Consider the following 24,147-nt stretch of genomic DNA (forward strand, 5'->3'; position numbering starts at 1 on the left):
TCCTCGCAGGTCACTTGCCCCCTAGTGGCCCACCGGCGGCAAAAGGTTGCCGGCCCCGCCGAAGTTTTTCCGCCGGGGCCGGCCCTCGCTCAGGACGGGCGGTGCAGGACCGTCACGCCGCGGGGTTCCAGGAGGTTCGGGGTGCCGTGCAGGAGCTCGCCGGGCAGGCCGGCCAGTTCGACCGGTTCGGCCGTGCGGTTGATCAGGAAGTGGAAGTCGCCGCGGACCGCCAGTTCCACCCGGCCGCGCAGCTCCGCCGGCAGTTCGCTCGGCACGCCGGCCCGGCTGAGCAGGTCGCGCAGCACCGGCGCCAGGCCGTCCGGACCCAGGTGGGTCGACACGTACGCCGCCGAGCCCGTTCCCACCGGGCGCCGGGTGATCGCCGGGGCGCCACCCTTGTACGACGCCAGCACCTCCACGTCCGGTCCGGTGACCGTGATGCCGTCGGTCCACACCGTGCCGGTCAGGCCGTTGTCCAGCTCGGCCCGCTCGTCGTCGCCCAGCGGGGCGAACTCCTCGATCCGGATGCCCAGCAGGTCGCGCAGCGGTCCCGGGTAGCCACCCAGCCACACGTGGTCGTGCTCGTCGACGATGCCCGAGAAGTACGTGGTGACCAGGTGACCACCGGCCGACACGTACGCCCGCAGGCGCTCACCCAGGGCGGCCGGGACGACGTGCAGCACCGGCGCCACCACCAGGTCGTAGCCGGACAGGTCGGTGTCCACCGGCACCACGTCCGCCCGTACGCCCAGGTCGAGGAACGCCGAATACCAGTCCAGCGCCTCCTGGCGGTAGCGCAGCCGGTCCGTCGGGTGCGAGTCCTGCTCGCTGGCCCACCAGGAGGTCCAGTCGAACAGGATCGCCGCGCGGGCCGGGGTCTGCGCCGTACCCGCGACCGGGGCCAGCCGCCGCAGCGTCTCGCCCAGCCGGACCACCGAGCGGTAGATCTCGCTGTCGGTCCCGGCGTGCGGCAGCATCGCCGAGTGGTACTTCTCCGCGCCGGCCCGGGACTGGCGCCACTGGAAGAAGCAGACCGCGTCCGCGCCGTGGGCCACGTGCGTCAGGGAGTCGCGGGCCAGCTCGCCCGGCTTCTTCGGCACGTTGATCGGCTGCCAGTTGACCGCGCTGGTCGAGTGTTCCATCAGGAACCAGGGCCGGCCGCCGGCGATGTGCCCGGTCAGGTTGGCCGAGAACGACAGCTCGTCCTGGGCCCGGGGGCCGCGTTGCACGTAGTGGTCGTTGGAGACGAAGTCGACCTCGGCCGCCCAGTCGGCGTAGTCCATCGGCTTCTGCTCGCCCATCACCATGAAGTTGGTGGTGGCCGGGATCTGCGGGGTCAGCTCGCGCAGCACGTCCCGTTCGGCGCGCAGGTAGTCCTTGAGCGCGTCGGAGGAGAACCGCTTGAAGTCGAGCTGCTGGGTCGGGTTCGGGTGGGTCGCGGCCTGGCGCGGCGGCAGGATCTGCGCCCAGTCGCTGTAGTGCTGCGACCAGAACGCCGTGCCCCAGGCGGCGTTCAGCGCGTCCAGGTCGCCGTAGCGCTCGATCAGCCAGGTGCGGAACGCCGCCGCCGCGTCGTCGGAGTAGTCGTAGACGTTGTGACAGCCCAGCTCGTTGGAGATGTGCCAGGCGGCCAGCGCCGGGTGGTCGCCGTAGCGCCCGGCCATGGTCCGGACCAGCCGCAACGCGTGCTCGCGGAAGATCGGCGAGGTCGGCCGCCAGTGCTGGCGCCCGCCCGGCCAGATCGTCGCGCCGTGCGCGTCGACCGGCAGGATCTCCGGGTGCTTCGCGGTCAGCCACGGCGGCGGGGACGCCGTCGCCGTGGCCAGGTCGACCGCGATGCCACCCGCGTGCAGCAGGTCCATGACCTCGTCGAGCCAGCCGAAGTCGTACTCGCCCTCGGCGGGCTCCAGCCGTGCCCACGAGAAGATCGCGAGCGAGACGATGGTGACGCCGGCGGCCCGCATGGCCCGGACGTCCTCGTCCCACGTGGAGCGCGGCCACTGCTCCGGGTTGTAGTCGGCGCCGTAGGCCAGGGCGGGTGCCCGGTCGTGCAGGCGCAGCCAGCGGTAGGGGGTTTGCACGCGATCTCCTCGGGGGGACGTCACTTGACGGTGAAGCCCTGCTCGTTGCCGTACTTCGCGGTCTGGTCCTGCCACGCCTTCAGGCCGTCGGCCAGCGGCGTCGCCGACACGTAGGCCTTGCCCACGGTGTCGTTGAAGATGCTGTTCGCGTACACCTGGAAGGGCAGGTACGACCAGCCGGGCACCACGTTCTGCGCGGACTGGGCGAAGATCTCGTTGGCCTTCTGGCCGCCGAAGTACTTGAACTCGGCGTTGAGGAACTCGGGCTTGGCGATGTCGGCCGAGGTGGCCGGGAAGGCGCCCTCCTTGATCCGGGAGTCCTTGCCCTCGTCGACCGCCGCATACTTCAGGAACGCGCAGGCCAGCGCCTTGTTGGCCGACTTCTCCGGCACGGCGAGCGAGCTGCCGCCGTTCTCGGCGCTGGCCTTGCCGCCGGCCTCCCACTGCGGCATCGGGGCGACGCGCCACTTGCCGGACGCGGCCGCCGCGCCGGTGACCAGGTTGCCCGGCATCCAGGCGCCGGTGGGCAGGCTGGCGATGGTGCCGTCGCCGAGGGCCTTGAACCACTCGTCGGACCACGGCGGGATCGACGCGACCAGCTTCTCGGTGATCATCGGCTGCCAGGTCTGGGCGAACTTGGCCGCGCCCGGGTCGGCGAGGTTGATGGTGACGTCGGTGCCCGAGGTCTGGAACGGCTTGCCGCCGGCCTGCCAGATCATGCTGGTGGTGAAGCCGGCGTCGCCGCTGTCCCCGGTGAGGTAGACCTTCGGGTCGGCCTTGTGCAGCTTGCGGGCGGCCTCGACGTACTCCGCCCAGGTGGCGGGCACGGTGATGCCGTGCTTGTCGAAGACCTCCTTGTTGTAGAACAGCGCCATCGGGCCCGAGTCGATCGGCAGGGCGTAGACCTTGTCACTGCCGAGCGTCACCGAGTTCCACGGGCCCGGGGTGAAGGTGCTCCTGAGGCCGGATGCGCCGTACCCGCCGACGTCGGCGATGGACTTGGCCAGGGCGAACTGGGGCAGCGCGTAGTACTCGATCTGCGCCACGTCGGGCACGCCGCTGCCGGCCGCGATCGCGTTCTGCAGCGCCGTGTACTGCTTGTCGCCGGTGCCGGCGTTGACCAGTTCGACCTTTACGTTGGGGTACTTGGTCTGGAAGGTGGAGACCACGTTCTTGAGCGTGTTGTCCCACGCCCACACGGTCAGCGAGCCGCCCTTGGCCAGCGCGGCGTCGACGTCGGCCGCGGAGGTGCTGCCGCCGGACGTACCGGTGCCGGAACTGTCGTCGTTGCCGCCGCAGGCGGCCAGCGCCAGCGTCGCGGCGGTCGCCGCGGCGACCACCTTGAGGAATCGGGTCATCTGGTGTCCTTTCGGGGGAATTTCATTCTTTGACGCTGCCGGCCGCCAGGCCGGACTGCCAGTAGCGCTGCAGCAGGAGGAACGCCGCGAGCAGCGGCAGGATCGTGAGGAGCGATCCGGTGATGACCAGGTTGAACACGGCCTCGCTGCCGGCCGTCTGGGCCTGCTCGTTCCAGGCGTTCAGGCCGATGGTGAGCGGGTACCAGTCCGGGTCCTTCAGCATGATCAGCGGGAGGAAGTAGTTGTTCCAGGTGACGACCATGTTGAAGAGCAGCGCCGTGACGATGCCGGGGCCCAGCAACGGCATGGAGATCCGGAAGAACGTGCGGAACTCCCCGGCGCCGTCGACCCGCGCGGCCTCCAGCATCTCGTCGGGCACGGCCTGGGCGGAGAAGGTCCACATCAGGTAGAGCCCGAACGGCGAGACCAGCGACGGGATGATCACCGACCACGGGGTGTTGGTCAGGCCCATCTTGCTGAACATGAGGAACGTCGGGACGGCCAGCGCGGTGCCGGGCACGGCGACGGCCCCGATCACGGTGGCGAAGACCGCGCGCCGGCCCACGAAGTTGAACTTGGCCAGGCCGTACCCGGCCAGCGTGGACAGCAGCGTGGCACCGCCGGCGCCGACCACCACGTACATGACGGTGTTGCCCAGCCAGCGGACGAAGACGCCGTCGTCGTAGGTGAACGTCTGGCGCAGGTTCGACCAGAGGGCGAACTCCCCGTCGTCGAACCACAGGCCGAACGAGGAGAGCAGGCCCTGCTGCGTCTTGGTCGCGTTGATGACCAGCCAGACCAGCGGGATCAGGCTGTAGATGGCCACCAGGCCGGTGAGCAGCGTCAGCACGGTGCTGCGGCGCGGGGCCCGGCGGTACGGCCTGACCTTGGTGCGCGGGACGTCGGCTGTCCGCCCGGAGGAGGACGACGACTGCACGGTGGTGGTCATCAGATCTCCCTCGTGCCGCGGAGCTGCACGACATAGGCGATGACCATCGTGATGAGACCCATGATGATCGCCACGGTGGCCGCGTAGTTGTACTGCTGGCCGGAGAAGGACAGCTGGTAGGCGTACATGTTGGGGGTGTATCCGGTGGTGAGCACGTTCTTGGCCAGCGGCCGCAGGATGGCCGGCTCGTTGAAGAGCTGGAAGCTGCCGATCACCGAGAAGATGGTGGCGATCACCAGGGCGCCCCGGATGGCCGGCAGCTTGATCGCGGTGATGATCCGGAACTGCCCGGCCCCGTCGATCTCCGCGGACTCGTAGAGCGAGGCCGGCACCACGCGCAGCGCCGAGTAGAAGATCAGCATGTTGTAGCCGACGAACTCCCAGGTCACGATGTTGCCGATGGAGGCGAGCGCGAGGCTGCCACCCAGCGGGTCGGGCAGCGTGATGTTCAGCGCGTCGTTGATGTTGCCGACCAGGCCGAACTGGGGGCCGTACATGAAGCCCCACATGAGCGTGGCGACCACGGCGGGCACCGCGTACGGCAGGAAGATGGTGACCCGGAAGAACGCCTTGCCGTAGAGCCGTCCGCTGTCGATGGCCAGGGCCACCAGCAGGGCCAGGATCAGCATGATCGGCACCTGGACGACCAGGAAGAGCGCGACCCGGCCGAACCCGGCCCAGAACTGCGCGTCCCGCAGCGCCTGGGTGTAGTTGTCGAGCCCCACGAACGAGTTGCCGCCGATGAGCCGGTTGCGGTACAGGCTCAGGTAGATCGAGTATCCGATCGGAGCCAGGAAGACCAGGGCGAAGACGGCCATGAACGGGCCGACGAACTTCCAGCCCGCCCAGGAACGGCGTCTCCTGCTCACGACGAGGGTGTCGGCCATGCGTTGTCATCCTTCCCGCCGCTCGGCCGGGGCCGCGGCATCCATCGATGTTTGCGTTAACATCCCCGACCCGGACGGCGTATGTTTACGTAAACATCGGGGTGATAGTTTCACTGCGTTTCCGGCTCGTCAAGAAGGAGTTGCCAACGATGACCGCTGGCCGAACCCGCCGCCCGGCCCGAGGGGTCTCGATGGCGGACGTCGCCCGGCTCGCCGGCGTCTCGTCGCAGACGGTCTCGCGGGTGTCCACCGGGCACCCCGGCGTGGTCGAGTCCACCCGGCAGCAGGTGCTGGCGGCCATGCGCCAGCTCGGTTACCGCCCCAACAGCGCCGCGCGGGCCCTGAAGCGGGGCGAGTTCCGCACCATCGGCGTCATCCTGTTCACCCTGGCGACCACCGGCAACAGCCGCACGGTCGAGGCCATCGCCGGCTACGCCGCCAAGGAGGGGTACGCGATCACGCTCATCCCGGTGGCGGCGCCCACTCAGGACGGCGTGCTGGGCGCGTTCAGCCGGCTCGGCGAGCTGGCGGTGGACGGCATCATCGTGATCATGGAAGTCCACCTGCTCGACGCGGCCAACCTCAACCTGCCACCGGGCGTCCAGGTCGTGGTGGTGGACTCCGACGCGGGCGACCGCTACCCCGTCGTCGACACCGACCAGGCCGACGGCGCCCGGCAGGCCGTACGGCACCTGCTGGAGCTGGGCCACGAGACGGTCTGGCACGTGACCGGGCCGGCCGAGTCGTTCGCCGGCGAGCGCCGCACCCAGGCGTGGCGCCGCACCCTGCTGGAGGCCGGCCGGAGGGTGCCGCCGGTGCAGCGCGGTGACTGGACGGCCGATTCGGGTTACCGCGCCGGGCTGGTCCTGGCGGCCGAAGCGGAGTGCACCGCGGTGTTCGCCGCCAACGACCAGATGGCGCTGGGCCTGCTGCGGGCGTTCCACGAGCGCGGCCGGATCGTCCCGCGCGACGTGAGCATCGTCGGCTTCGACGACATCCCGGACTCGTCCTCGTTCATCCCGCCCCTGACCACGGTGCACCAGGACTTCGCCGAGGTGGGCCGGCGCTGCGTGCAGGGCCTGCTGCGGCAGATCCGCAACGAGCCGGAAGGCCCGGGCACGGTGCTGGTCCCGACCCGCATGGTGGTGCGGGACAGCACCGCTCCCCCGGGCTCGCGCCGCGAATGACCCCGGGCCGCGCGCGGCCACGGTACGGTGCAGCCATGTCGGCACAGGGCGCACCGCCCCCGGTGTGGTGGCGCCGGTGGGCGAGCCTGCCGGTCCTGCTGGCGCTGCTGTTCGCCACGACGGCCGTCGCCGCGTCCAGCGAGGCGGCGGCCGCGAGCGGCCCGGGCCGCATACCGCCGGCCGTCCAGGCTGTCACCGCCTCCGCGCAGCAGACCCTCGGGCAACGCCCGGACGTCCGGGTCGACGCCGGCAGCGGACTGGGCACTGCCGCCCCGCTGCTCCAGGTCCTCGGCTGGCTGCCGGCCCGGGCCGGCGCCGGGATCGCGGCGTGGTGGCACCGGCGGCAGGACGTCGACGGGCACCGGGCGCAGGCGCGCCGGGAGACGTATCAGGGCCGGGGTCCCCCGGGACGGCGTGCGGTAGACGCCCCGTCCTGACCCCGGCGCGCGGCATGGCGCGCCACCCTGCCTGAGGAGACAACCCCATCGTGACGCGCGCTACTGCCGCGCGCGCATTTCTCGCCCTTGTCGTGCTCGTCGTCTCCGGGTGGCTCGTCGCCACCCGGCCGGCGCGGCTCGGGCTGGACCTGCGCGGCGGAACCCAGATCGTGCTCCAGACCCGTGACGGCGACCAGAGCAAGGCCGACGCCGCCACCACCGACCAGGCCCTGGAGGTGCTGCGCCGCCGGGTCGACGAACTCGGCGTGGCCGAGCCGGGCCTGGTCCGCTCCGGCGACCGGCGGATCATCGTCGAACTGCCCGGCGTCACCGACCCGCGGGAGGCGGCCGAGGTCATCGGCCGTACCGCGCAACTGACCTTCCGGCCGGTCCTGGGACCGGCCGCCCCGCCCGCCGCGACCGGCGAGCTCGTCCGGCCCGACGAGCGCGGCAACCCGCTGCGGCTGGGGCCGGCCGCCCTGTCCGGCCGGCAGATCGACGGCGCGCAGGCCGGTGTCCAGCCGCCGGGTGGCTGGGAGGTGGCCGTCGACTTCGCCGGGGACGGCGCCCGGGACTGGCGGAAGCTGACCGCCGACGCCGCCTGCTCCCCCGTGGGCGACCCGGCCCGCCGGGTCGCCATCCTGCTCGACGACGAGGTGATCAGCTCGCCCGAGGTGAGCCCCGAGGCGACCTGCGAGGTGGGCTTCGCCGGGGAGGCCATGCGGATCACCGGGTCGTTCACCGCGGCCGAGGCGCGCGATCTCGCCCTGCTGATCAGGGCGGGTGCGCTGCCCGTACCCGTGGACATCATCCAGCAGCAGGTGGTCGGGCCCACGCTGGGCCGGCAGGCGATCGAGGCGTCGGCGCAGGCGGCGCTCATCGGGGCGCTCCTGACCATCGCGTTCATCGTGGCGGTGTACCGCGTGGTCGGTGCGCTGGCGGCGGTGGCGCTGGTGGCGTACGGGTTGATCTCCTACGCCGCGCTGCTGGCGGTCGGCGCCACCCTGACCCTGCCCGGCCTGGCCGGGTTCGTGCTCGCCATCGGGATGGCGGTCGACGCCAACGTGCTCGTCTTCGAACGGGCCAGAGAGGAGTACGCCGGCCGGCCCACCCTGCGCAGCGCGATCCGCGGTGGCTTCGCCCGGGCCTGGTCGGCGATCATCGACTCCAACGTGACCACCCTGGTGGCCGCCGGACTGCTGTTCCTGCTCGCCTCCGGCCCGGTACGCGGCTTCGGCGTCACCCTGGGCATCGGGGTGCTGGCGTCCATGTTCACCGCGCTCGTGCTGACCCGGCTGCCGGCCGAGGCTCTGTTGCGCCGGCGGTGGCTGGTCGTGCGCCCACGGTGGAGCGGCATCGCCCACGCCGGCCGGGTCCGCCGGGCGATCGAGTCCCGCGGCCCCGACCTGATGCGCCGCCGGCGACTGTGGCTGGCCGTCTCGGCGGCGGCGGTGCTGCTCTCGATCGGCGGCGTCGCCACCCGCGGGCTGAACCTCGGCGTCGAGTTCACCGGCGGCCGCATGGTCGAGTACGCCACCAGCCGGCCGTTGTCGACCGACGCCGCCCGGGCCGCCGTGGCAGCCGCGGGCGTCGACCGGGCCGTGGTCACCCAGGTCGGCCAGGGCAACGTCTCCGTACGGGCGGGCGCCTTCGACGATGCCACCGAGCAGCGCGTACGCGACTCGCTCGGCACGGCCGGCGGCGGTGACGTCCAGCAGTTACGGGACGACAGGGTCGGGCCCAGCCTCGGCGCCGAGCTGCGGGACAAGGCGCTGCTCGCGGTGGCGATCGCTCTCGGCGCGCAGCTGGCGTACCTGTCGGTGCGGTTCCAGTGGCGCTGGAGTGCGGCGGCGGTGCTGGCGATGGTCCACGACGTGGTCATCCTGATCGGGGTGTTCGCCTGGCTCGGCAAACCGGTCGACGGCGTCTTCCTGGCCGCGGTGCTGACCGTGGTCGGCTACTCGGTCAACGACTCGGTCGTGGTCTTCGACCGGATCCGGGAGCTGGTCCGCGGTCAGCGCAGGATCAGCCCGAGGCTGCGGGTGCCGTTCGCCCGGCTGGCCAACACGGCGTGCCTGCAGACGGTCCCGCGTACGGTCAACACCGGGCTGGGGGCGGTGTTCATCCTGGCCGCCCTGGCCACCCTGGGCGGGGCGTCGCTGGTGGACTTCGCCGTGGCGCTGCTGGTGGGGATCGTGGTGGGCACGTACTCGTCGGTGTTCCTGGCCACGCCGCTGGCGATCACCTTCCGGTCCCGCTGACCGGGGGCAGCGGGGTGTGCGCCGCCGTGCGCCCACCCCGCTGCTTCGCGCGGTAGGGTTCCCGGCACCGATCGATGCCGCCGGTAGCGGAAGGACGAGCCGATGACGGATCCCACGCAGCTCAACGCAGACCTGCCGCACTCGGCGCGGGTCTGGAACTACCTGCTCGGCGGCAAGGACAACTTCGCGGCGGACCGGGAGGCGGCCGACTACGCCGTCCGGCTGATGCCCGAGCTCGTGCTGTCGGCCCGGGCCAACCGGCAGTTCCTCGGCCGGGCCGTGCGGTTCCTGGCCGGCGAGGGGCGGATCCGCCAGTTCCTGGACGTCGGCACCGGGCTGCCCACCGCCGACAACACCCACGAGGTGGCCCAGGCCGTCGCCCCGGACGCCCGCGTCGTCTACGTCGACAACGACCCGCTGGTCCTGACGCACGCCCGCGCGTTGCTGACCAGCAGCCCCCAGGGGGCCACCGACTACCTCGCGGCCGACGTCCGCGATCCGCAGGCCATCCTCCGGGCCGCCGCCACCACACTGGACTTCGGCCGGCCGGCCGCGGTGGTGCTGTCCGGCATCCTCAACTTCGTCATGGACGACGCCGAGGCCCGGTCGGTGGTCGAGCAGTTCATGGCCGCGGTGCCCGCCGGCAGCTTCCTGCTGATCTCGCATCCGACCACGGAGGTCAACGGCGAGGCCGTCGAGGAGTCGATGCGGCAGTGGAACGAGAGCGGCGCGGCTCCGATCAGGACCCGCACCATCGAGGAGATCCGCGGCTTCTTCGCCGGGCTGGAGCTGCTCGAACCCGGCGTCGTGACCTGCACGGCCTGGCGGCCGGACCCGCGGCACCCCGGCATCACCGAGGTCGTGTCGGAGTTCGTCGCGGTGGGCCGCAAGCCCTGAGCGCCGGTGGGGGCCCGGCTGCCCCACGGGGGTAAGGCAGCCGGGCCGGCTCATCACAGCGACAGACGCTGACCGGGGAAGATCAGGTTGGGGTTGCCGCCGAGCTGCGCCCGGTTGAGCTGGTACAGCGCGTGCCAGCCGCCCTTGACGTGCTGGGCTGCCGCGATCCTGGCCAGCGTGTCGCCGGACTTCACCGTGTAGTGCTGGCCGGTGGCCTTGACCGAGGTGCGCTTGGTCGCCGCCGACTTCTTGTGCGTGGTGGTGCGCGACGCCGTGGCCTTCTTGCCGGCCGACGACGAACCGCCGGTGTTCTTCGCCCGGTAGGACTTCGTCGAGCCGGCCTTCTTGCCGCACACCGGCCACGCGCCGATGCCCTGGCCGTCGAGCACCTTCTCGGCGATGCGGATCTGCTCCGCGCGGCTCGCCTTGTTCGCGGTGCTCGCGTACTTGCCGCCGCCGTACGCCTTCCACGTGCTGCGGCTGAACTGCAGGCCACCGTAGTAGCCGTTGCCGGTGTTGATGCTCCAGTTGCCACCGGACTCGCACTGCGCGACCGCGTCCCAGTTGACCCCGGACTGCGCCGCGGCCGGAGAGGCCGGGCCCAGCAGGGCGACGGTGCCCGCGGCACCGGCCACGACCAGGCCGAGGGCGCGCAGAGACTGCTTGTGGATCTGTGCCATCGAGTGAACCTCCACGCCTGCGAGGTCAGCTGTCGGGTTCGGGCTGAGGTTGCCCGGCCGCTGTGGTGCGGCTTCACCCCGAGGCGCGCGGGGAGCGCGCCGGAGAACCTGTGGGTCCCCCGCTCCATGCCTGAGTTGAGTTCCCAGCCCGGTCGGCGGCAGGACTCGGCGTTACCGACCGCGGGGCCCGCGTCAGCGGACCGGCCGACGGTAACCACGTTGCCCGCCACGGAACCAACCTCCGGGGGCCTAACGTGACGTTGTTCTCAGCTTTTGCCCACTTTTGATCTTGGCCCGAATCGGGACAGAACCGGTCGATCTACAGGGGCAGCCACTCCGTGGCCGTGGTCACCGCCCGCAGCACCTCCGGCAGCGGTTCGACGCCCAGGCCGGGCCCGGCCGGCACGCTCAGATGGCCGTCACGCAGCACGAACGGCTCGGTCAGGTCGGTGCGGAAGTAACGGTCGGACGCCGAGGTGTCGCCGGGCAGGGTGAAACCCGGCAGGGCGGCCAGGGCCACGTTCGCGGCCCGGCCCAGGCCCGTCTCGAGCATGCCACCGCACCACACCGGTACGCCGTGCGCGACGCAGACATCGTGGATCCGGCGCGCCTCCAGATACCCGCCGACGCGGCCCGGCTTGACGTTGACGATCGCGGCGGCGCCCATGCTGATCGCCGCGGCGGCGGTACGGGCCGAGGTGATGGACTCGTCCAGGCAGATGGGCGTGGTGATCAACTTCGCCAGCTCGGCGTGGCCGAGGATGTCCTCCTCGTCCAGCGGCTGCTCGATCAGCAGCAGCCCGAACGGATCGAGCCGGGCGAGGTGCCGGGCGTCCGCGACCGTGTACGCCGTGTTCGCGTCGACCTGCAGCAGCACCTCGTCACCGAAGCGCTCCCGCACCGCCCGGACCGGCGCCACGTCCCACCCGGGCTCGATCTTCAGCTTGATCCGCAGGTAACCGGCCGCCAGGTAACCACCGACGGCGTCGAGCAGCTCGCCGAGCGAGGACATGATGCCCACCGACACGCCGCACGGGACCCGGTCGTGCACGGCGCCCAGCTCACGGCCCAGCGGCCGCCCCTGGGCGCGCAGCTCGGCGTCCAGCACCGCGGTCTCCAGGGCGGCCTTGGCCATCCGGTGACCCTTGAACGGCGCCAGGGCCGGCCCCACCGCGTACGCGTCCAGCCGCGGCGCGGCCGCCAATGCCGGCACGAGGTAGCGGCGCAGCACGTCGGCGGCGGCGTCGGTGTACTCCGAGGAGTAGCGGGGGTCGGCCATCGCCACGCACTCACCCCAGCCCTCGGCCTCGCCGGTGACCACCCGCACCAGCAGCACGTCCCGGCCGGTCTCGGTGCCGAACGAGGTGCGGAACGGCGTGACCAGCGGCATGCTCACCCGGCGCAGCTCCACGCCCCGAAGTCTCACCGGCCGTACTCCCCGGAGCCGCGGGTGAGGACGTACCAGCCGTCGCGGTCGAAGCCGGCGAAGCGCAACCGGTCGGCGAGCAGCGTGCTCAGCGTCTCCCGGACGGCGACCCGCCAGTCCTTGGCCGCCCCTGGAGCCCGGCGGCGCAGGCTCTCGATGTCCTCCGGCACGGCCACCACCAAGGTCTGGCCCCGGAACGAGCCCGGCACCGGCCCACCGGCGCCGGAACGGCGCAGCGCCACGGTGGCGGTCGGCGGCCGCACGGCGCGCACCGGCCTGCCGGCACCGGCGGAGACGACCGCCGGCGCGGCGAGATCCCAGCGCACCATCAGCCGGTCGCTCTCGTCGTCGCCGTTGATCCGGTCGTGCATCGGGCCGTAGAAGTTCGCCAGGTACTCCGTCGGGACCGCGCCCAGCTTGGCCAGGTTGAAGTAGGCGTTGCGGGCCACCAGCGGGTCGAACGTCCAGCTGATCGTGCTGATGCCGCGCTGCAGCGCCCAGACCCGCTGGTGCTGCTTGAGCGCGAAGCCGACGCCGCGCCCGGTCGCGGTCGCGGACACCCCGGCGATGTGGCTGTGCAGCTCGCGCTCGCCCGGAGCGGCGAAGAACGCCACCGCGGCCCCGACCAGGGTGCCGCCGTCGAAGGCGCCGGCCACGTAGTTGCCCGACTTGGCCAGCGCGCGCAGCAGCTCGGTGCTCAGCAGCGGGCCGCTCGCGTCGTCCTGCCAGATGCCGGCCAGCATCCGGTCCAGCGTGGTCAGCTCGGCCAGGCTGTGCACCGGGCGGACCAGCACCCGCGCGGCCCGCGCGGCCACCGTGGCCGCCTCCATCGCCGCCACGATCACCCTGCTCACGACGGCGGCTCCGGAGCGGACACGTCGGCGACCGGGCCGGCGACGAGGGTCGCGAGATCCATGTGTGCTCACCTTCGGCGGTGACGGGTGTGCTCAGCGTAGGCCCCGGCCGGGCCGTCCGGGGGGGCGTCCGAACCCTGAGGTCTACCCGTCTTGACCAGCCTTTCCCGCCGAAGTCCAGAAAGGGTGGACATCAAGTGATCTCTTTCCGGCGGCCTCGCGTATCTTGACGTACCGGTCGGCACCCCCGTGGCCACCGGTCTTTCCCACGGCAGGACGACGAGATGGCTGACGATTCCGAGCGCGACGATCCGGTGCTGGTCCGCCCGTACATCACCACCCAACCGGCGGAGTCCGGCGACCGGCAGGCGCCCACCTGGCCGGCCACCGCGGATCTGCCCGAGGACGGCACCGGCGAGGTGCCGGTTGCCGCGCCGGCCCCCGTCGCTGCTCGCGATCCGGCGGCGAAGAACACCGCGCTGCGCCGCCAGAAGCTGCTGGTGCTGGCCGGGATCGGGGTGCTCGCCCTGCTCGGCGGGGCCGCGTTGTTCCTGCTCCAGCCGTCCGGCGATGACGACCAGCCGGTGACGGCGCTTCCGGCCCCCTCGGCGCCCGGCGTCACCCGGTCCGCCGGGGCAGCGCCGGTGGCGAGCGCGGGCACGATCAACGCCTCCCCGGGCGGCAGCAGCACTGTCAACCGGTCCGCGGCTGCGACCAGAACCACGGCCACCACGGGCGCGGCACAGGGCGCGCCCGGGCCGGCGACAACCACGGCCACTGCCACCGGCGCGCCGACGCCGACGCTGTCACCGCCGCCCGGCGCGGCCAGGACCGGCTCCATCACCGCGGCCGGCGGACGGTGCCTGGCCCTCGGCAGCCTCCTCGGCCTCGAAGGTGCTCCCGTGCAGACCTCCGGCTGCGCCGACGTCGCGTACCAGCAGTGGACACTGGCCACCGACGGCACGCTGCTGGTCACGAACCGGTGCGCCGCGGTGGGCGACGACGCCGCCGTACGGATCGCCGCTTGCGACGACCGGCCCGCGGCCCAGTGGCGGTCCGGACCGAACGGCTCGCTGGTCAACCCGCAGACCGGCCGGTGCCTGACCGATCCCGGCGCCCTGACCGTCACCGTCACCGTCACCGACTGCACGGGCGCGGCGAATCAGACCTGGACCCTGCCCTGATATCACACTTCCGGGCCGGCCGGGCGGACTGATAGAACGGCGTCTGTCCCTCTTGGACCGGCCCGGCACCGCCGGTAGCACCCCTCAGGAGTCCGCCATGCCCGATCTGTCCCGCCGTTCGCTGCTGCTCACCGGTGGCGCCGCGGCCCTCGGCGCCGGCCTGCTCACCGGCGCGGCCCCCGCGTCCGCGTCCTCGCCCCGCACCGAGGAGCCCGCCGTCACCCCGGCCGCCGCCCTCGCCCGGCTGCTCGCCGGCAACCGGCGTTTCGTCTCCGGGCACGCCCGCCACCCGCACCAGACCCTGGCCGACCTGCACGAGGTCGCCGCGGGTCAGCACCCCTTCGCGATCACGATCGGCTGCGCCGACTCCCGGGTCTCCCCCGAGTTCCTCTTCGACCAGGGACTGGGTGACCTGTTCGACAACCGCGTCGCCGGGAACATCGTCGACGACTTGCTGCTGGGCAGCATCGAGTTCGCCGTCGAGGAGTTCGGCAGCCCGCTGATCGTCGTGCTCGGCCACGAGCGGTGCGGCGCGGTGACTGCCACCATCGACGCCATCGAGAGCGGCGCCGGCGCCCCGGGGCACATCGGCACGATCGTCGACGCGCTGCGGCCGATCGTCGAACCGGAGCTCAGCCGCCCCGGCGACGTGGTGGACAACGCCGTCCGCGCCAACATCAGGGCCCAGGCCGCCCAGCTGACCGCCCGCAGCGAGCTGCTGGCGGAGCACGTGCGGGCCGGCGAGCTGCGCATCGTGGGAGCGCGCTACGACCTCGACACCGGCCGGGTCGCGCTGGTGAGATGACCCGCGCCTCCGGCTATCGTTCGCGGATGCCCGCCGAGCCGACCGCCCCCGCCGTACGGCCGGCGGACCGGCTGGCCTGGCTCGACGGGCTCCGGGCCGTGGCCGTCCTGCTGGTCGTCTACGCCCACCTCAGCCGCATGCTGTTCCGCGGGGCACGGGAGGTCTCGGCCGAGTGGCTGCACGCCGGCAGCGCCGGGGTCATGCTGTTCTTCCTGGTCAGTGGCTACATCATCCCGGCGTCGCTGGAACGGCACGGGAGCCTGCGCACGTTCTGGGTGAGCCGGCTCTGCCGCCTGCTGCCGCTCTACCTGGTGGTGATCACCCTGGTGGTCGCGCTGGGCGCCGCCGGGCTGATGCCGCTCGACCCCGCGCTGCGGGCCGATCCGGTGACCGCGGCCGTGGCCCACGTGACCATGCTGCCGCACCTGCTGGGCGTACCGCTGATCACGCCGGTGATCTGGACCCTCACCTTCGAGATGGCGTTCTACCTGCTGGTCGGCGCGCTGTTCGCGGTACGGCTGCACCGGGCCGGCACCGTGCTGGCGGTGGTGCTGGCCGTGGTCGCCGTCGGCACCGCTCCGCTGGCGCCCCGGTTGCTGGCCGCGACGCCCGGCGCCGCGCGGGAGCTGACAACGGTCGTGGCGGTCGCGCTGGTGCTCGGACTGGGTGCGATCGCGACCGGGCGGCGCGCCGTCGTGGTGGCCGGCGCGCTGCTGCTGGGTGGGCTCGCGATGACGCTGCTGGTCGCGGGCCAGGATCCGGCCCACGTCTGGGACGGCCTGCTGATCGTCGCGGTGATGCTGGTCGGTACGGCGGTCCACCGCGCCGACCACGGCCGGATCCGCTGGTGGCAGGCCGGTGGGGTGGCCGCGGTGGTGGCCGCCGCGCTCATGGTGAACTGGGTCGCCGAGCTGGCGTCCCTCGGCGGGCTCACCCCCCGGTACGTGACCCGCTCGGTCGTCACCCTGCTGGTCATCGGCGGCACCTTCGCGCTGGGCCGGCTCACCCGGGGCCGGCGCACACCGCGAGCGCTGGCCCGCCTGGGCCTGATCAGCTACTCCGTCTACCTTGTCCACTACGTGCTGATCGTACTGCTGCGTCCCTTGCTGATCCCGCTCGGTGAGCGGCTGCCCGCCGTGGCCGAGGTGCCGGTCGCGGCCGCGTACCTGGGCCTGGTCGTCGGGATCTCCTGGCTGACGCACCGGTTCGTGGAGGTGCCCGGGCAGCGGTTCGGGCGCCGGGTCGCGCGGTGGATGACCGCCCGATGGGGCTCCGACGCCCCGCCGCCGGCCCCGCCCGGGCCTCAGCCGGCGAAGCGGGACCTGCGCGCCATCGCCCGGTAGGCGGCCAGCGCCGCCTCGTCGGTGTCCGGCCGGAAGTTGTGCGGGCTGTCGTCCTGGGTGTCGGTGTCGAACCAGACCACGGCGCCGACGGCGGGGGTGTCCTCGACCCACGAGGACAGCTTCCTGATCCAGGCGGCCTTGCTGCCCCGGCCGTGATCCACCGCGGCGGTCTCGCTCAGGATGATGGGCTTGCGTTCGCCGTACGCCGCGACCACGGCGCTGAAGAGCGTGCGCGGCGACTCGGAGAAGAAGTCGTAGCCGGAGACCCCGACCCAGTCGACGTAGTCGTCGCCCGGGTAGTAGCGCTGGAACCTGTTCCACGAGGTGTCCGGCGACGAGTTCCAGTTCGGGCTCCAGACCCAGGCGACGTTGTCCGCGCCCTGCTCGCGGAAGATCCGGTGCAGCCGCCGCCACGCCTTGACGTAGCCGGCCGGGTCGTTGCCGTTGTGGCTGCCGTCCCACTCGAACCAGTCGCCGTTCATCTCCCAGCCCCAGCGCAGCAGGATCGGCCGCTTCATCCCGGCCAGCTTGCGGGCCACCCGGGCGATGACCCGGTCCGACGAGCCGTCGACGATCCGCCGGTACGGCGCCCCGTGCCACGACACCATCAACGTGCTGGAGGAGGCCACGGCCGGCTCGGACGAGGGCACGTAGCCGTCCCACGGGTAGAAGACGTGCACGATGCGCTGCTCACGGCCCAATTGGCGGCGGCGCAGCGCGAGGCTCTCCTTGAGCGACATGCCGCTCAGCGCCAGGTAGGAGCCGAACATCGCCTGGCCGGTCCCGGCCGGCACCGGCCCGCCACGCCGGGGCGCCACCTTCTTGGGGGCCGGCGAAGGCTTCGGTGACGGCGTCGGGGACAAGGACGGCGCCGGCGAGGCACTGGCAACGGGTGAGCCGGACGACGACGCCGTCAGCGCGCCAGTGATGGGCGCAGCGGGCGGCGGGGCCGCGGACGGCGCAGTCGAACAGGCAGCCGGCAGCGTCAGCGCCGCGAGCGCGAGCAGCCGGCGCCGGGGCAGCCCGCGGCCGCCCAGGGATTCGGCGGTCATGGTGGGCTTCCTCTCACCGGTACGCGGACACGGCGGTCGCATCCGGCTCCACGATGCCCGCGTCATCGGTTGCCGACGTCGGCCGATCGCCCGCAAGACCCTGCCTGACCAGGCCTTTTACCCGTGCGCAGCCTGGACAGCGAGGCCCGCGGGGCCAGCAAAGGGGTGAATCGGCCACCGGCCTAGGCGTCGGTACGGGCCTCGATCGCCCGCACCACGGCCGCCATGTCCTCCGCGCCGTGGCCCAGCGCCAGCGCCTCGCCGAACAACCGGTGGCACTCATCCAGCAACGGCGACGCGATCCCGGCCGCCCGCGCCGCGTCGGCGATCAGCTGGTTGTTCATCAGCACGTCCCGGATCGACGCCTGCACCGTGAAATCCCGGCTGACCAGCTTCTCCACCTTGACCCGGGAGACGCCACTGGCCATCGGCCCGGCGTCCAGCACGCCCCGCAGCAGGTCCAGGTCGAGACCGTGCCGCTGGGCGAAATGCGTGGCCTCGGCCAGCCCGGTGACCAGGCTGATCAGGAACAGGTTGACCGACAGCTTCATCAGCAGCGCCTGCGGGACCGGGCCGCACTCGACGACCTCCCGGCACATCGGGGCCACCAGCGGGCGTACCTCTTTGACGGCGTCCGGATCGCCGGCCAGCATCCCGACCAGCTCGCCGGCCACCGCCGGGGTCCGCGACCCGGACACGGGCGCCTCCACGTAACGCCCGCCGGCCGCCACGACATCGTCACGCAGCGCGACCGAATACTCCGGCGCGGTGGTGCCCATGTGCACGATCGTGTGCCCCCGCACCAGCTCCGCGAAGCCCGGGCCGCCGCGGCCCAGGACCTCGTCGATCGCGTCGCTGCCGGCCAGCATGAGCAGCACGATCCGGGCCCGGGCGAAGACGTCGGCCGGCCGGTCCGCCGGCCTCACCCCGGGGACCGACCGAGGCGTACGCGACCAGCCGACCACCGGCACCCCGGCCGCGGCGAGGTTGCGGGCCATCGGCTCACCCATGATGCCCAGCCCCAGAAAACCGACGTTCTCGCTGTGCTCCATGGCCGTACGGTAGAACGCGGACCGCCGCCCCGGCTGCGGCCAATTCACGACTCCTGGCTCAGCTCCGGCCGTTGGCGTAGACGGCGCGGAAGCCCAGGTGGTCCGACAGGGCCGTCCAGCGGGACGAGCGCATCAGGCGTTCCGCGCTGTCGATCTTGCCCCCGTTGACCAGCGTGTTGAGGACCACGGTTTCGAAGGCCGCCGATTCCACCCAGTCGATCGACTTGGTGAAGCCGCAGAGCATCGCCGCCTTGGTCTCGTGCAGGAAGTCCTTCAGGACGCGGTCGGAGGCGCGCAGGACGGAGCAGCTGCCGAAGTACAGGGACCGTCCTCCGCACCGGCCCGACATCCAGGCCGCGATCTCGTCCAGCTCGACCGTCTGCTTGCTGGTCAGGCACAGCTGGGTGGGCTGGCCGTGCAGAGCGAAGAAGCCCACCTTGTAGTCGGCGTACTTACGGGACAGCCAGGTGTCCAGGTAGTAGTGCAGCTCCTCGGTGGTGGCCGTGTCCCGGTGGATGTAGCGGATGCTGCCGAGCCGTTCGAGCAGTTCGAGGGTGGGCAGCACCGACCCGCGGCTGTTCAGGTCGTCCTCCCACTGACCCTCGACGCAGAACACTCCCCCGGCCTTGGCCACGACTCCCCCTGACAGCTCGGCACGAAAGGTCGACGCTAGCCCACCCGCGGTCGATCGACGGGGCCACCCGACCTATCGGGCAAATGCCTCACACCTGGGAGGCACTTACCCGGAAGTGCCTTCTTAACGATCTCCGATTCCCGACGCATGATGGATCGGTGACCGATGTGCAGAAGCAGTCCGCTCCCCCGCCCCCGCCGCCTCCGGCGCAGCCCGCGAGCACCCCGCAGCCGTTGATCGCGCTGGGTGCCGAGGATGCCGCGACCTGCACCGACGGGATGTGTGGCTGACGTGGCCGGCGTCCTGGTGGAGATCTGGTCGGACATCGTCTGCCCCTGGTGCTACATCGGCAAGCGGCGGCTCGAGACCGCGCTGCGCTCGTTCGAGCACGCCGACGACGTCGAGCTGGTGTGGCGCAGCTTCCAGCTCGACCCGACGATCGAAAAGGGCACGGCCGAGCCGGTCTACGACGCCCTGGCCAAGAAGTTCGGTGGGTCGAAGGACCAGGTCAAGGCCATGACGGCGCAGGTCGCCGAGTTGGCCGAGGCCGAGGGTCTGCACTACGACTTCGCGAGCGCGGTGAGCATCAACACATTCGACGCGCACCGGCTGATCCACCTGGCCAAGGCGCACGGGTTGGGCGCGGAGGCGCATGAGCGGCTGATGCGGGCCAACCTGATCGAGGGCGCGACGCTGGACACCGCGACACTGGTCCGGCTGGGGGCCGAGATCGGCGTACCGGCGGCTGAGGCGCAGCGGGTGCTGGCCGGCGACGACTACACCTCCGACGTGGCCGACGACATCCGCCAGGCCCGCCTGTACGGGGCCTCCGGCGTGCCGTTCTTCGTGCTCAACCAGGCCTACGGCGTCTCCGGCGCCCAGTCCGCCGACGTGTTCCTGCAGGCGCTGCGCACCGCGTACGAGGCCGCGCCGGCTCGCTGAGTCAGCCCGCGGGCCGGCCCAGCACGAAGTCGGCCCGGCCCGAGCGCACGCCGTTGACCTGCAGTTCGACGGCGTGCGCACCGGGGTGATAGCGGCGGGTGGTGATCTCCCGGAACGAGTGCCGGCGCTCCAGCGACAGCCGCTGCCCGGGTCCGAGCGTCGCGGTGGTCAGCTTGAACGTCTTGCCGGTCTGCGTGCCGTTGGCCTTCCGGTGGTGCACGACGTAGTCGATGGCCAGCGTGGCCGGGGCGGACCCGGTGTTCGTCACCGTCGCGGTGAAGGCCAGCTCACCGCCGAAGGGCACCTCGCCGGCCGTGACGAGCGGGCCGGTGACCTCGACGGTCGCCGGGGCGAAGCCGAGCAGGGCCAGCGCGCCCGGGTGTCCCTGCTTGACCAGGGTGCGCAGGCCGTGCCGGACCAGCCGGGCGGTGTGCCGATCGGGCTCCGCGAGCCATTCGGCCGCGGTCCGGACCACGAGATCGCCGTGATGGCGGCTCAGGTCGTTGAGGTGGTTGGCCACCGAGCGGCGCACGTACTCGCTGTCGTCGCGGTGGAGCGCGCCGATGATCTCCAGGGTGTGCTCGGGACGCTCCAGCAGCGCGGGCACCCGTTTCGCCCAGGGCAGGAAGGGCCGGGTGCCCTCGGAGGCGAGCCGGCGTACGTGCTCGTCCGGCGAGCCGGTCCAGGTGGCGACGATGGCCAGTGCCCGGTCCGGGTCGTGGTCCAGCAGAGTCCGGACGGCGAACTCGGCGGTCAGGCGGCCGGTGAGGGCGGCCAGCAGCGCCATCGCGTCGTCGAACGCCGTACCGCTGCCGTCGGTGACCGCGCGGGCCGCGACCGCGCCGGTGACCGGCCAGATCAGCCAGCCCTCGAACGGCAGCGGGCCGGCCGCGGCGGCCCGGACCGTCGCGGCCAGCTCCGGGTAGCCGCCCGGCAGGTCGGCGAGCAGGCCGTCGCGCAACAGGTCGCTGCGTTCGCGTAGCGGGCGTCCGGCCAGGTCACCGGCCGCGGTACGCAGCGACTGCCACCCGTTGCCCGGCGCCGCGGCGGCGAGCGCGGCGATCAGCGCCCGGGCGGTCTGATCCCCGATGAGCTCGTCGGCGAACGGCACTGCGGATCTCCCCTGGCTCGGCCTGCGGTGGGCACCGCACATCGTGCCAGGACCGCTCAGAGCAGGCCGGAGCGCCGCCACAGAGCCATGCCCGGCCCGCCGATCAGGTCCAGCTCCCGCAGGTACGCGACGATCCGCTCGCCCGCCCAGCGCATCGTCTCGCGGTGGTACGGGTTGGCCCGCGCCGCCCGCCGTCCCACCTCGGGCTCGATGCCGACGGACCGGTAGACCTGCGGCGAGATGATTCGGGTGCCGGTCAGGTACGCCGCCCGCGCGATCACCACCCGGTCGAACGCGAGCCGCCGGGTGCCCGCCGCGCGCACCTGGCGGGCGAGCTCCTCGCGGGCGTAGCGCACGTGCCGGGCCTCCTCGATGACGTGGATCCGCGACACCATCCGGACCAGCGGCTGCACCGTCTCGTCGGCCGCCGCCTCGCGCTGCAGGGCGTCCAGGATCTCCTCGGCGATGAGGATGGCCGCGTACATCCGGGGGCCGGTGGCGGTGGCGGCGATCCACTTGCCCAGCGCGTCGTCGAACGCGCCGACCCGGTAGACCGGGCAGTCCAGCTTGGCGATCATCCGGCCGAACATGACCGAGTGCCGGCACTCGTCGGCGACCTCGGTGAGGGCGTACTGGGAGTGGGCGGCGGTCGGGTCGGCGCGGTAGTACTCGCGGATCAGCAGCTGCATGAGGATGGTCTCGAACCAGACACCGAGCCCGGCGATGCTGGCCACCTCGTGCCGGGTCAGGGTGATCCGCTGCTCCTGGCTGAGTCCCTGCCACAGCTCGGTGCCGTAGAGGCTGGACCGGTGCTCCGGGGTGTAGAACCGGTCGCTCGCCAGCGGCGCGTCCCAGTCGATCTCCACTTCCGGGTCGTACGAGTGCTCGGCCGACGAGCGCAGCAGCCGGGTCGCGGTCCGGTCGCGGTCGGAGACGACCATGGAGAACCTCCAGAGGGGTTGACGTTACCGGAAGTAACAGCTACTTCTCGTACTATGAACTCTGCCGATGAGGGCGTCAACCGTCCCGACGGGCGCAGCCGCCGCTGGGCCGATCACCGCGAGCGCCGCCGCGCCGAGCTGGTCGAGGCGGTGATCGAGGCGATCCGCGAGCTCGGGCCCGAGCCCGGCATCGACGCGGTGGCCGCGCACGCCGGGGTCAGCAAGCCCGTGCTCTACCGCTACTTCGAGGACAAGTCGGGGCTGTGGCTCGCGGTGGGCCGGCAGGCGGCGACCGCGGTGGTCGAGGCCATCGCGCCGGCCGTGGCCGCGGTCCGGGAGGAACGCGACGTGGTCGCCGCCGCGATCGACGCGTACCTGACCTTCATCGAGGCCGATCCGCACGTGTACCGCTTCGTGGTGCACCAGCGCGGCATCGCCCGCGACACCGACGTGGTCGCCGACGCGATGGACACGGTGGCCAGCGGGCTGGCCCGGATCCTGGGCGACCGGTTGCGGGCGCTGGGCCTGGACTCCGGGCCGGCGCTGCCGTGGGCGTACGGGATCGTGGGTTATGTCCAGACGGTCGCCGACTGGTGGCTGCGGCAGCAGCAGCCGATCAGCCGGACCGCCCTGGCGGAGTATCTGACCACGTTCCTCTGGGGCGGCATCGCCGGTATCCGGGCCGCCGCCGACACTCCGGGCGGGCTGGCGGTGACCGGGCGATGACCCCGGACCAGGACCTTCAGGGCGGGGACGGCCGGGACGAGGACTACCGCGGCGAGGCGACGATCGAGACCGGCGAGCTCAGGGTCACCGTCGCGGTACGGCTGTCCGCCCACTTCGAGCCGATCGAGGGCCGCTACCGCTGGGCCGGGCGGGCCGCTCCCGACGACACGCTGACAGCGCAGCTGCGGGCGGGGCTGCGCGAGGCGACCGTGCGCATCGGCGGCGCGCCGGCCCGCGCCCGGCTCGGCGAGCCCGACCCCTGGGGCGGGGTGCGTCTCACCGGGACGGGCCGGCCGCCGTGGCACGCAGCTCCCGCGGGCTGACCCCGAACCAGCGGCGCGCCGCCCGGCTCAGCGCGGACTGCTCGGCCAGCCCCACCATGGCCGTGACCTGGCTCAGCGGCAGGTCGGTCTGGGTGATCAGCCGGGCCGCGGTGACCCGCCGGACCTCGTCCAGGATGGCCTCGAAGGTGGTGCCCTCGGCGGCGAGGCGGCGCTGCAGGGTCCGCGGGTGGGTCCGCAGCAGCCGGGCGATCGCGCCCACCTCGACCGGCGAGGTGCCCAGGGCCTGGGACAGCAGCAGGTGCACCCGGTCGGAGACGGACCGGCCCGGCGCCGGGAAGTGGCTGGTGATGTAGTCGACGGCAATGTCGCGCAGCACCTGGTTGCCGCCCGGCACCGCCATGGTGGCCAGCCCGCCGGGCACCCGCAGCACCGCGTCCGGGCGGTCGAAACGCACGTCGGCGCCGAAGAACGCGGTGTAGCTGCCGACCGGCGCGAGCGGCGCGTGCGGCAGGTGCACCGAGCGCAGGCCGTACGGGCCGCCGTGCAGCAGCACGATGATCCGGTGGAACAGGCCCAGCCCGAGGTCGACGACCTGCGGTGGCAGCGGCTCGGCCTCGGTGCCGCGGTAGAGCAGGCCCACCACGCCGGGCCGGCCGGCCGGGTCCGGGATCTGCGAGACGGTCAGCGCCGGGCTGTGCACGAACAGGAAACGGTTCGCGGTCTCCAGCGCGGCGCCGAACGTCGGGGAATTCTCGATGGCCAGGGCGAGCGGCCCGAGTACGGTGGCGTTCTGCTGCCCGGCCAGCCGCAACCCCAGGTCGGGGCAGTCGAGTTCGGCCGCGGCCGTCTCCAGGATGCGCCCGGCCGCCGGCGACGGGATCACCGCGTCGTCTGATGCCAGCGCGGGCGCGGGCACCCGGAACCGGGCCAGCAGCGCCGCACCGTCGCCGCCCAGCCCGTCCACCAGCTGGGGCAGTCCGCGCAGGGACGCTGCCCGCACCATCGAGTCCATGCCGAACCCTAACCACGGTGTCGCGCAGAGGTAAATGAGTGTCG

Annotated in this window: 24 protein-coding genes and 1 riboswitch; of the genes, 11 read left to right on the forward strand and 13 right to left on the reverse strand. The window is 72.5% G+C overall.

The features are described from left to right. Positions 1 to 89 precede the first annotated feature (89 nt). From AB0C12_RS01150 to AB0C12_RS01165, 4 genes are read right to left on the reverse strand one after another with little or no spacing between them, the layout of a single operon-like run. Positions 90 to 2,081, reverse strand: a complete 1,992-nt coding sequence (locus AB0C12_RS01150) for a beta-galactosidase (protein WP_360542808.1) — start codon at positions 2,079 to 2,081, stop codon at positions 90 to 92. 20 nt (positions 2,082 to 2,101) lie between these two features. Further along, positions 2,102 to 3,439, reverse strand: coding sequence for a sugar ABC transporter substrate-binding protein (locus tag AB0C12_RS01155; protein WP_360542811.1), 1,338 nt, complete (start codon positions 3,437 to 3,439; stop codon positions 2,102 to 2,104). Between the two features lie 22 nt (positions 3,440 to 3,461). Beyond that, positions 3,462 to 4,388, reverse strand: coding sequence for a carbohydrate ABC transporter permease (locus AB0C12_RS01160; protein WP_360542813.1), 927 nt, complete (start codon positions 4,386 to 4,388; stop codon positions 3,462 to 3,464). Continuing rightward, complete coding sequence (locus AB0C12_RS01165) at positions 4,388 to 5,275, reverse strand: sugar ABC transporter permease (protein ID WP_360542815.1); 888 nt, start codon at positions 5,273 to 5,275, stop codon at positions 4,388 to 4,390. The genes AB0C12_RS01160 and AB0C12_RS01165 overlap by 1 nt, the downstream gene beginning before the upstream one ends. Before the next feature lie 149 nt (positions 5,276 to 5,424). Between AB0C12_RS01165 and AB0C12_RS01170 the strand changes: the two genes are divergently transcribed. The 4 genes from AB0C12_RS01170 to AB0C12_RS01185 all read left to right on the forward strand — a co-directional run bounded on the left by AB0C12_RS01170 (position 5,425) and on the right by AB0C12_RS01185 (position 10,057). Then, positions 5,425 to 6,462, forward strand: coding sequence for a LacI family DNA-binding transcriptional regulator (locus AB0C12_RS01170; protein ID WP_360542817.1), 1,038 nt, complete (start codon positions 5,425 to 5,427; stop codon positions 6,460 to 6,462). Positions 6,463 to 6,497: 35 nt separating this feature from the next. Then, entirely contained in the window at positions 6,498 to 6,899 is a 402-nt protein-coding gene (locus AB0C12_RS01175; protein WP_360542819.1) for a hypothetical protein, read from the forward strand. 50 nt (positions 6,900 to 6,949) lie between these two features. After that, positions 6,950 to 9,160 (forward strand): protein translocase subunit SecD, encoded by a 2,211-nt coding sequence (gene secD, locus AB0C12_RS01180; protein ID WP_360542821.1) that lies wholly within the window; start codon positions 6,950 to 6,952, stop codon positions 9,158 to 9,160. 102 nt (positions 9,161 to 9,262) lie between these two features. Further along, positions 9,263 to 10,057, forward strand: a complete 795-nt coding sequence (locus tag AB0C12_RS01185) for an SAM-dependent methyltransferase (protein ID WP_360542823.1) — start codon at positions 9,263 to 9,265, stop codon at positions 10,055 to 10,057. 53 nt (positions 10,058 to 10,110) lie between these two features. Here AB0C12_RS01185 and AB0C12_RS01190 read toward each other — a convergent pair whose 3' ends face one another. The 3 genes from AB0C12_RS01190 to AB0C12_RS01200 form a co-directional block, all read right to left on the reverse strand. Next, entirely contained in the window at positions 10,111 to 10,737 is a 627-nt protein-coding gene (locus tag AB0C12_RS01190; protein ID WP_360542825.1) for a transglycosylase family protein, read from the reverse strand. A 4-nt stretch (positions 10,738 to 10,741) separates the two neighbouring features. Then, a riboswitch (cyclic di-AMP (ydaO/yuaA leader) is annotated at positions 10,742 to 10,885 on the reverse strand. Positions 10,886 to 11,056: 171 nt separating this feature from the next. Further along, positions 11,057 to 12,163 (reverse strand): o-succinylbenzoate synthase, encoded by a 1,107-nt coding sequence (gene menC, locus AB0C12_RS01195; RefSeq protein ID WP_360542828.1) that lies wholly within the window; start codon positions 12,161 to 12,163, stop codon positions 11,057 to 11,059. After that, a complete protein-coding gene (locus AB0C12_RS01200; RefSeq protein WP_360542830.1) occupies positions 12,160 to 13,017 on the reverse strand; it encodes a GNAT family N-acetyltransferase in 858 nt (285 codons plus the stop codon). Before AB0C12_RS01200 ends, menC begins: the two co-directional genes overlap by 4 nt. 284 nt (positions 13,018 to 13,301) lie before the next feature. On the opposite strand from AB0C12_RS01200, the gene AB0C12_RS01205 reads away from it, so the two are divergent. The 3 genes from AB0C12_RS01205 to AB0C12_RS01215 all read left to right on the forward strand — a co-directional run bounded on the left by AB0C12_RS01205 (position 13,302) and on the right by AB0C12_RS01215 (position 16,349). Next, positions 13,302 to 14,201 (forward strand): RICIN domain-containing protein, encoded by a 900-nt coding sequence (locus AB0C12_RS01205; protein WP_360542832.1) that lies wholly within the window; start codon positions 13,302 to 13,304, stop codon positions 14,199 to 14,201. A gap of 97 nt (positions 14,202 to 14,298) precedes the next feature. Next, entirely contained in the window at positions 14,299 to 15,006 is a 708-nt protein-coding gene (locus AB0C12_RS01210; RefSeq protein ID WP_360542834.1) for a carbonic anhydrase, read from the forward strand. A gap of 26 nt (positions 15,007 to 15,032) precedes the next feature. Continuing rightward, positions 15,033 to 16,349, forward strand: a complete 1,317-nt coding sequence (locus tag AB0C12_RS01215) for an acyltransferase (RefSeq protein WP_360542836.1) — start codon at positions 15,033 to 15,035, stop codon at positions 16,347 to 16,349. Here the strand turns inward: AB0C12_RS01215 and AB0C12_RS01220 are convergent. From AB0C12_RS01220 to AB0C12_RS01230, 3 genes are all read right to left on the reverse strand, one after another. After that, positions 16,310 to 17,401 (reverse strand): glycosyl hydrolase, encoded by a 1,092-nt coding sequence (locus AB0C12_RS01220; RefSeq protein WP_360542838.1) that lies wholly within the window; start codon positions 17,399 to 17,401, stop codon positions 16,310 to 16,312. The genes AB0C12_RS01215 and AB0C12_RS01220 overlap by 40 nt on opposite strands. A 182-nt stretch (positions 17,402 to 17,583) precedes the next feature. After that, a complete protein-coding gene (locus tag AB0C12_RS01225) occupies positions 17,584 to 18,453 on the reverse strand; it encodes an NAD(P)-dependent oxidoreductase (protein WP_360542840.1) in 870 nt (289 codons plus the stop codon). 58 nt (positions 18,454 to 18,511) lie between these two features. Next, positions 18,512 to 19,087, reverse strand: coding sequence for a hypothetical protein (locus AB0C12_RS01230; RefSeq protein WP_360542842.1), 576 nt, complete (start codon positions 19,085 to 19,087; stop codon positions 18,512 to 18,514). A 158-nt stretch (positions 19,088 to 19,245) separates the two neighbouring features. Here AB0C12_RS01230 and AB0C12_RS01235 point away from each other — a divergent pair, with 158 nt between their 5' ends. Together AB0C12_RS01235 and AB0C12_RS01240 are read left to right on the forward strand one after the other, a co-directional pair. Further along, positions 19,246 to 19,377, forward strand: coding sequence for a hypothetical protein (locus AB0C12_RS01235; RefSeq protein WP_360542844.1), 132 nt, complete (start codon positions 19,246 to 19,248; stop codon positions 19,375 to 19,377). After that, positions 19,370 to 20,029, forward strand: a complete 660-nt coding sequence (locus tag AB0C12_RS01240) for a DsbA family oxidoreductase (RefSeq protein ID WP_360542846.1) — start codon at positions 19,370 to 19,372, stop codon at positions 20,027 to 20,029. The genes AB0C12_RS01235 and AB0C12_RS01240 overlap by 8 nt, the downstream gene beginning before the upstream one ends. 1 nt (position 20,030) lies before the next feature. Here AB0C12_RS01240 and AB0C12_RS01245 read toward each other — a convergent pair whose 3' ends face one another. Both AB0C12_RS01245 and AB0C12_RS01250 read right to left on the reverse strand, forming a co-directional pair. Then, positions 20,031 to 21,140, reverse strand: a complete 1,110-nt coding sequence (locus AB0C12_RS01245) for a DNA alkylation repair protein (protein ID WP_360542848.1) — start codon at positions 21,138 to 21,140, stop codon at positions 20,031 to 20,033. Between the two features lie 56 nt (positions 21,141 to 21,196). Further along, entirely contained in the window at positions 21,197 to 22,081 is an 885-nt protein-coding gene (locus AB0C12_RS01250; RefSeq protein WP_360542850.1) for a diiron oxygenase, read from the reverse strand. A 54-nt stretch (positions 22,082 to 22,135) separates the two neighbouring features. Here AB0C12_RS01250 and AB0C12_RS01255 point away from each other — a divergent pair, with 54 nt between their 5' ends. Then, entirely contained in the window at positions 22,136 to 22,807 is a 672-nt protein-coding gene (locus AB0C12_RS01255) for a TetR/AcrR family transcriptional regulator (RefSeq protein ID WP_360542852.1), read from the forward strand. Next, positions 22,804 to 23,130 carry a DUF4873 domain-containing protein gene (locus AB0C12_RS01260; protein WP_360542854.1) on the forward strand — a complete coding sequence of 109 codons (327 nt, stop codon included), beginning with the start codon at positions 22,804 to 22,806 and terminating at the stop codon, positions 23,128 to 23,130. The genes AB0C12_RS01255 and AB0C12_RS01260 overlap by 4 nt, the downstream gene beginning before the upstream one ends. Here the strand turns inward: AB0C12_RS01260 and AB0C12_RS01265 are convergent. Continuing rightward, positions 23,084 to 24,103: an AraC family transcriptional regulator gene (locus tag AB0C12_RS01265; protein WP_360542856.1), complete on the reverse strand. Its 1,020-nt coding sequence runs from the start codon at positions 24,101 to 24,103 to the stop codon at positions 23,084 to 23,086. The genes AB0C12_RS01260 and AB0C12_RS01265 overlap by 47 nt on opposite strands. Positions 24,104 to 24,147: the final 44 nt, after the last annotated feature.

The organism is Actinoplanes sp. NPDC048967, from assembly GCF_040649415.1.
Lineage (GTDB): Bacteria > Actinomycetota > Actinomycetes > Mycobacteriales > Micromonosporaceae > Actinoplanes.

What these genes read in the sequence shown, in the direction of transcription:
- AB0C12_RS01155 (WP_360542811.1), bottom strand. Translation starts at nt 3,439, where the DNA reads ATGACCCGATTCCTCAAGGTGGTCGCCGCGGCGACCGCCGCGACGCTG.
- AB0C12_RS01160 (WP_360542813.1), bottom strand. Translation starts at nt 4,388, where the DNA reads ATGACCACCACCGTGCAGTCGTCGTCCTCCTCCGGGCGGACAGCCGAC.
- AB0C12_RS01165 (WP_360542815.1), bottom strand. Translation starts at nt 5,275, where the DNA reads ATGGCCGACACCCTCGTCGTGAGCAGGAGACGCCGTTCCTGGGCGGGC.
- AB0C12_RS01170 (WP_360542817.1), top strand. Translation starts at nt 5,425, where the DNA reads ATGACCGCTGGCCGAACCCGCCGCCCGGCCCGAGGGGTCTCGATGGCG.
- AB0C12_RS01175 (WP_360542819.1), top strand. Translation starts at nt 6,498, where the DNA reads ATGTCGGCACAGGGCGCACCGCCCCCGGTGTGGTGGCGCCGGTGGGCG.
- AB0C12_RS01185 (WP_360542823.1), top strand. Translation starts at nt 9,263, where the DNA reads ATGACGGATCCCACGCAGCTCAACGCAGACCTGCCGCACTCGGCGCGG.
- AB0C12_RS01190 (WP_360542825.1), bottom strand. Translation starts at nt 10,737, where the DNA reads ATGGCACAGATCCACAAGCAGTCTCTGCGCGCCCTCGGCCTGGTCGTG.
- AB0C12_RS01205 (WP_360542832.1), top strand. Translation starts at nt 13,302, where the DNA reads ATGGCTGACGATTCCGAGCGCGACGATCCGGTGCTGGTCCGCCCGTAC.
- AB0C12_RS01210 (WP_360542834.1), top strand. Translation starts at nt 14,299, where the DNA reads ATGCCCGATCTGTCCCGCCGTTCGCTGCTGCTCACCGGTGGCGCCGCG.
- AB0C12_RS01215 (WP_360542836.1), top strand. Translation starts at nt 15,033, where the DNA reads ATGCCCGCCGAGCCGACCGCCCCCGCCGTACGGCCGGCGGACCGGCTG.
- AB0C12_RS01220 (WP_360542838.1), bottom strand. Translation starts at nt 17,401, where the DNA reads ATGACCGCCGAATCCCTGGGCGGCCGCGGGCTGCCCCGGCGCCGGCTG.
- AB0C12_RS01225 (WP_360542840.1), bottom strand. Translation starts at nt 18,453, where the DNA reads ATGGAGCACAGCGAGAACGTCGGTTTTCTGGGGCTGGGCATCATGGGT.
- AB0C12_RS01250 (WP_360542850.1), bottom strand. Translation starts at nt 22,081, where the DNA reads ATGGTCGTCTCCGACCGCGACCGGACCGCGACCCGGCTGCTGCGCTCG.
- AB0C12_RS01255 (WP_360542852.1), top strand. Translation starts at nt 22,136, where the DNA reads ATGAACTCTGCCGATGAGGGCGTCAACCGTCCCGACGGGCGCAGCCGC.
- AB0C12_RS01260 (WP_360542854.1), top strand. Translation starts at nt 22,804, where the DNA reads ATGACCCCGGACCAGGACCTTCAGGGCGGGGACGGCCGGGACGAGGAC.
- AB0C12_RS01265 (WP_360542856.1), bottom strand. Translation starts at nt 24,103, where the DNA reads ATGGACTCGATGGTGCGGGCAGCGTCCCTGCGCGGACTGCCCCAGCTG.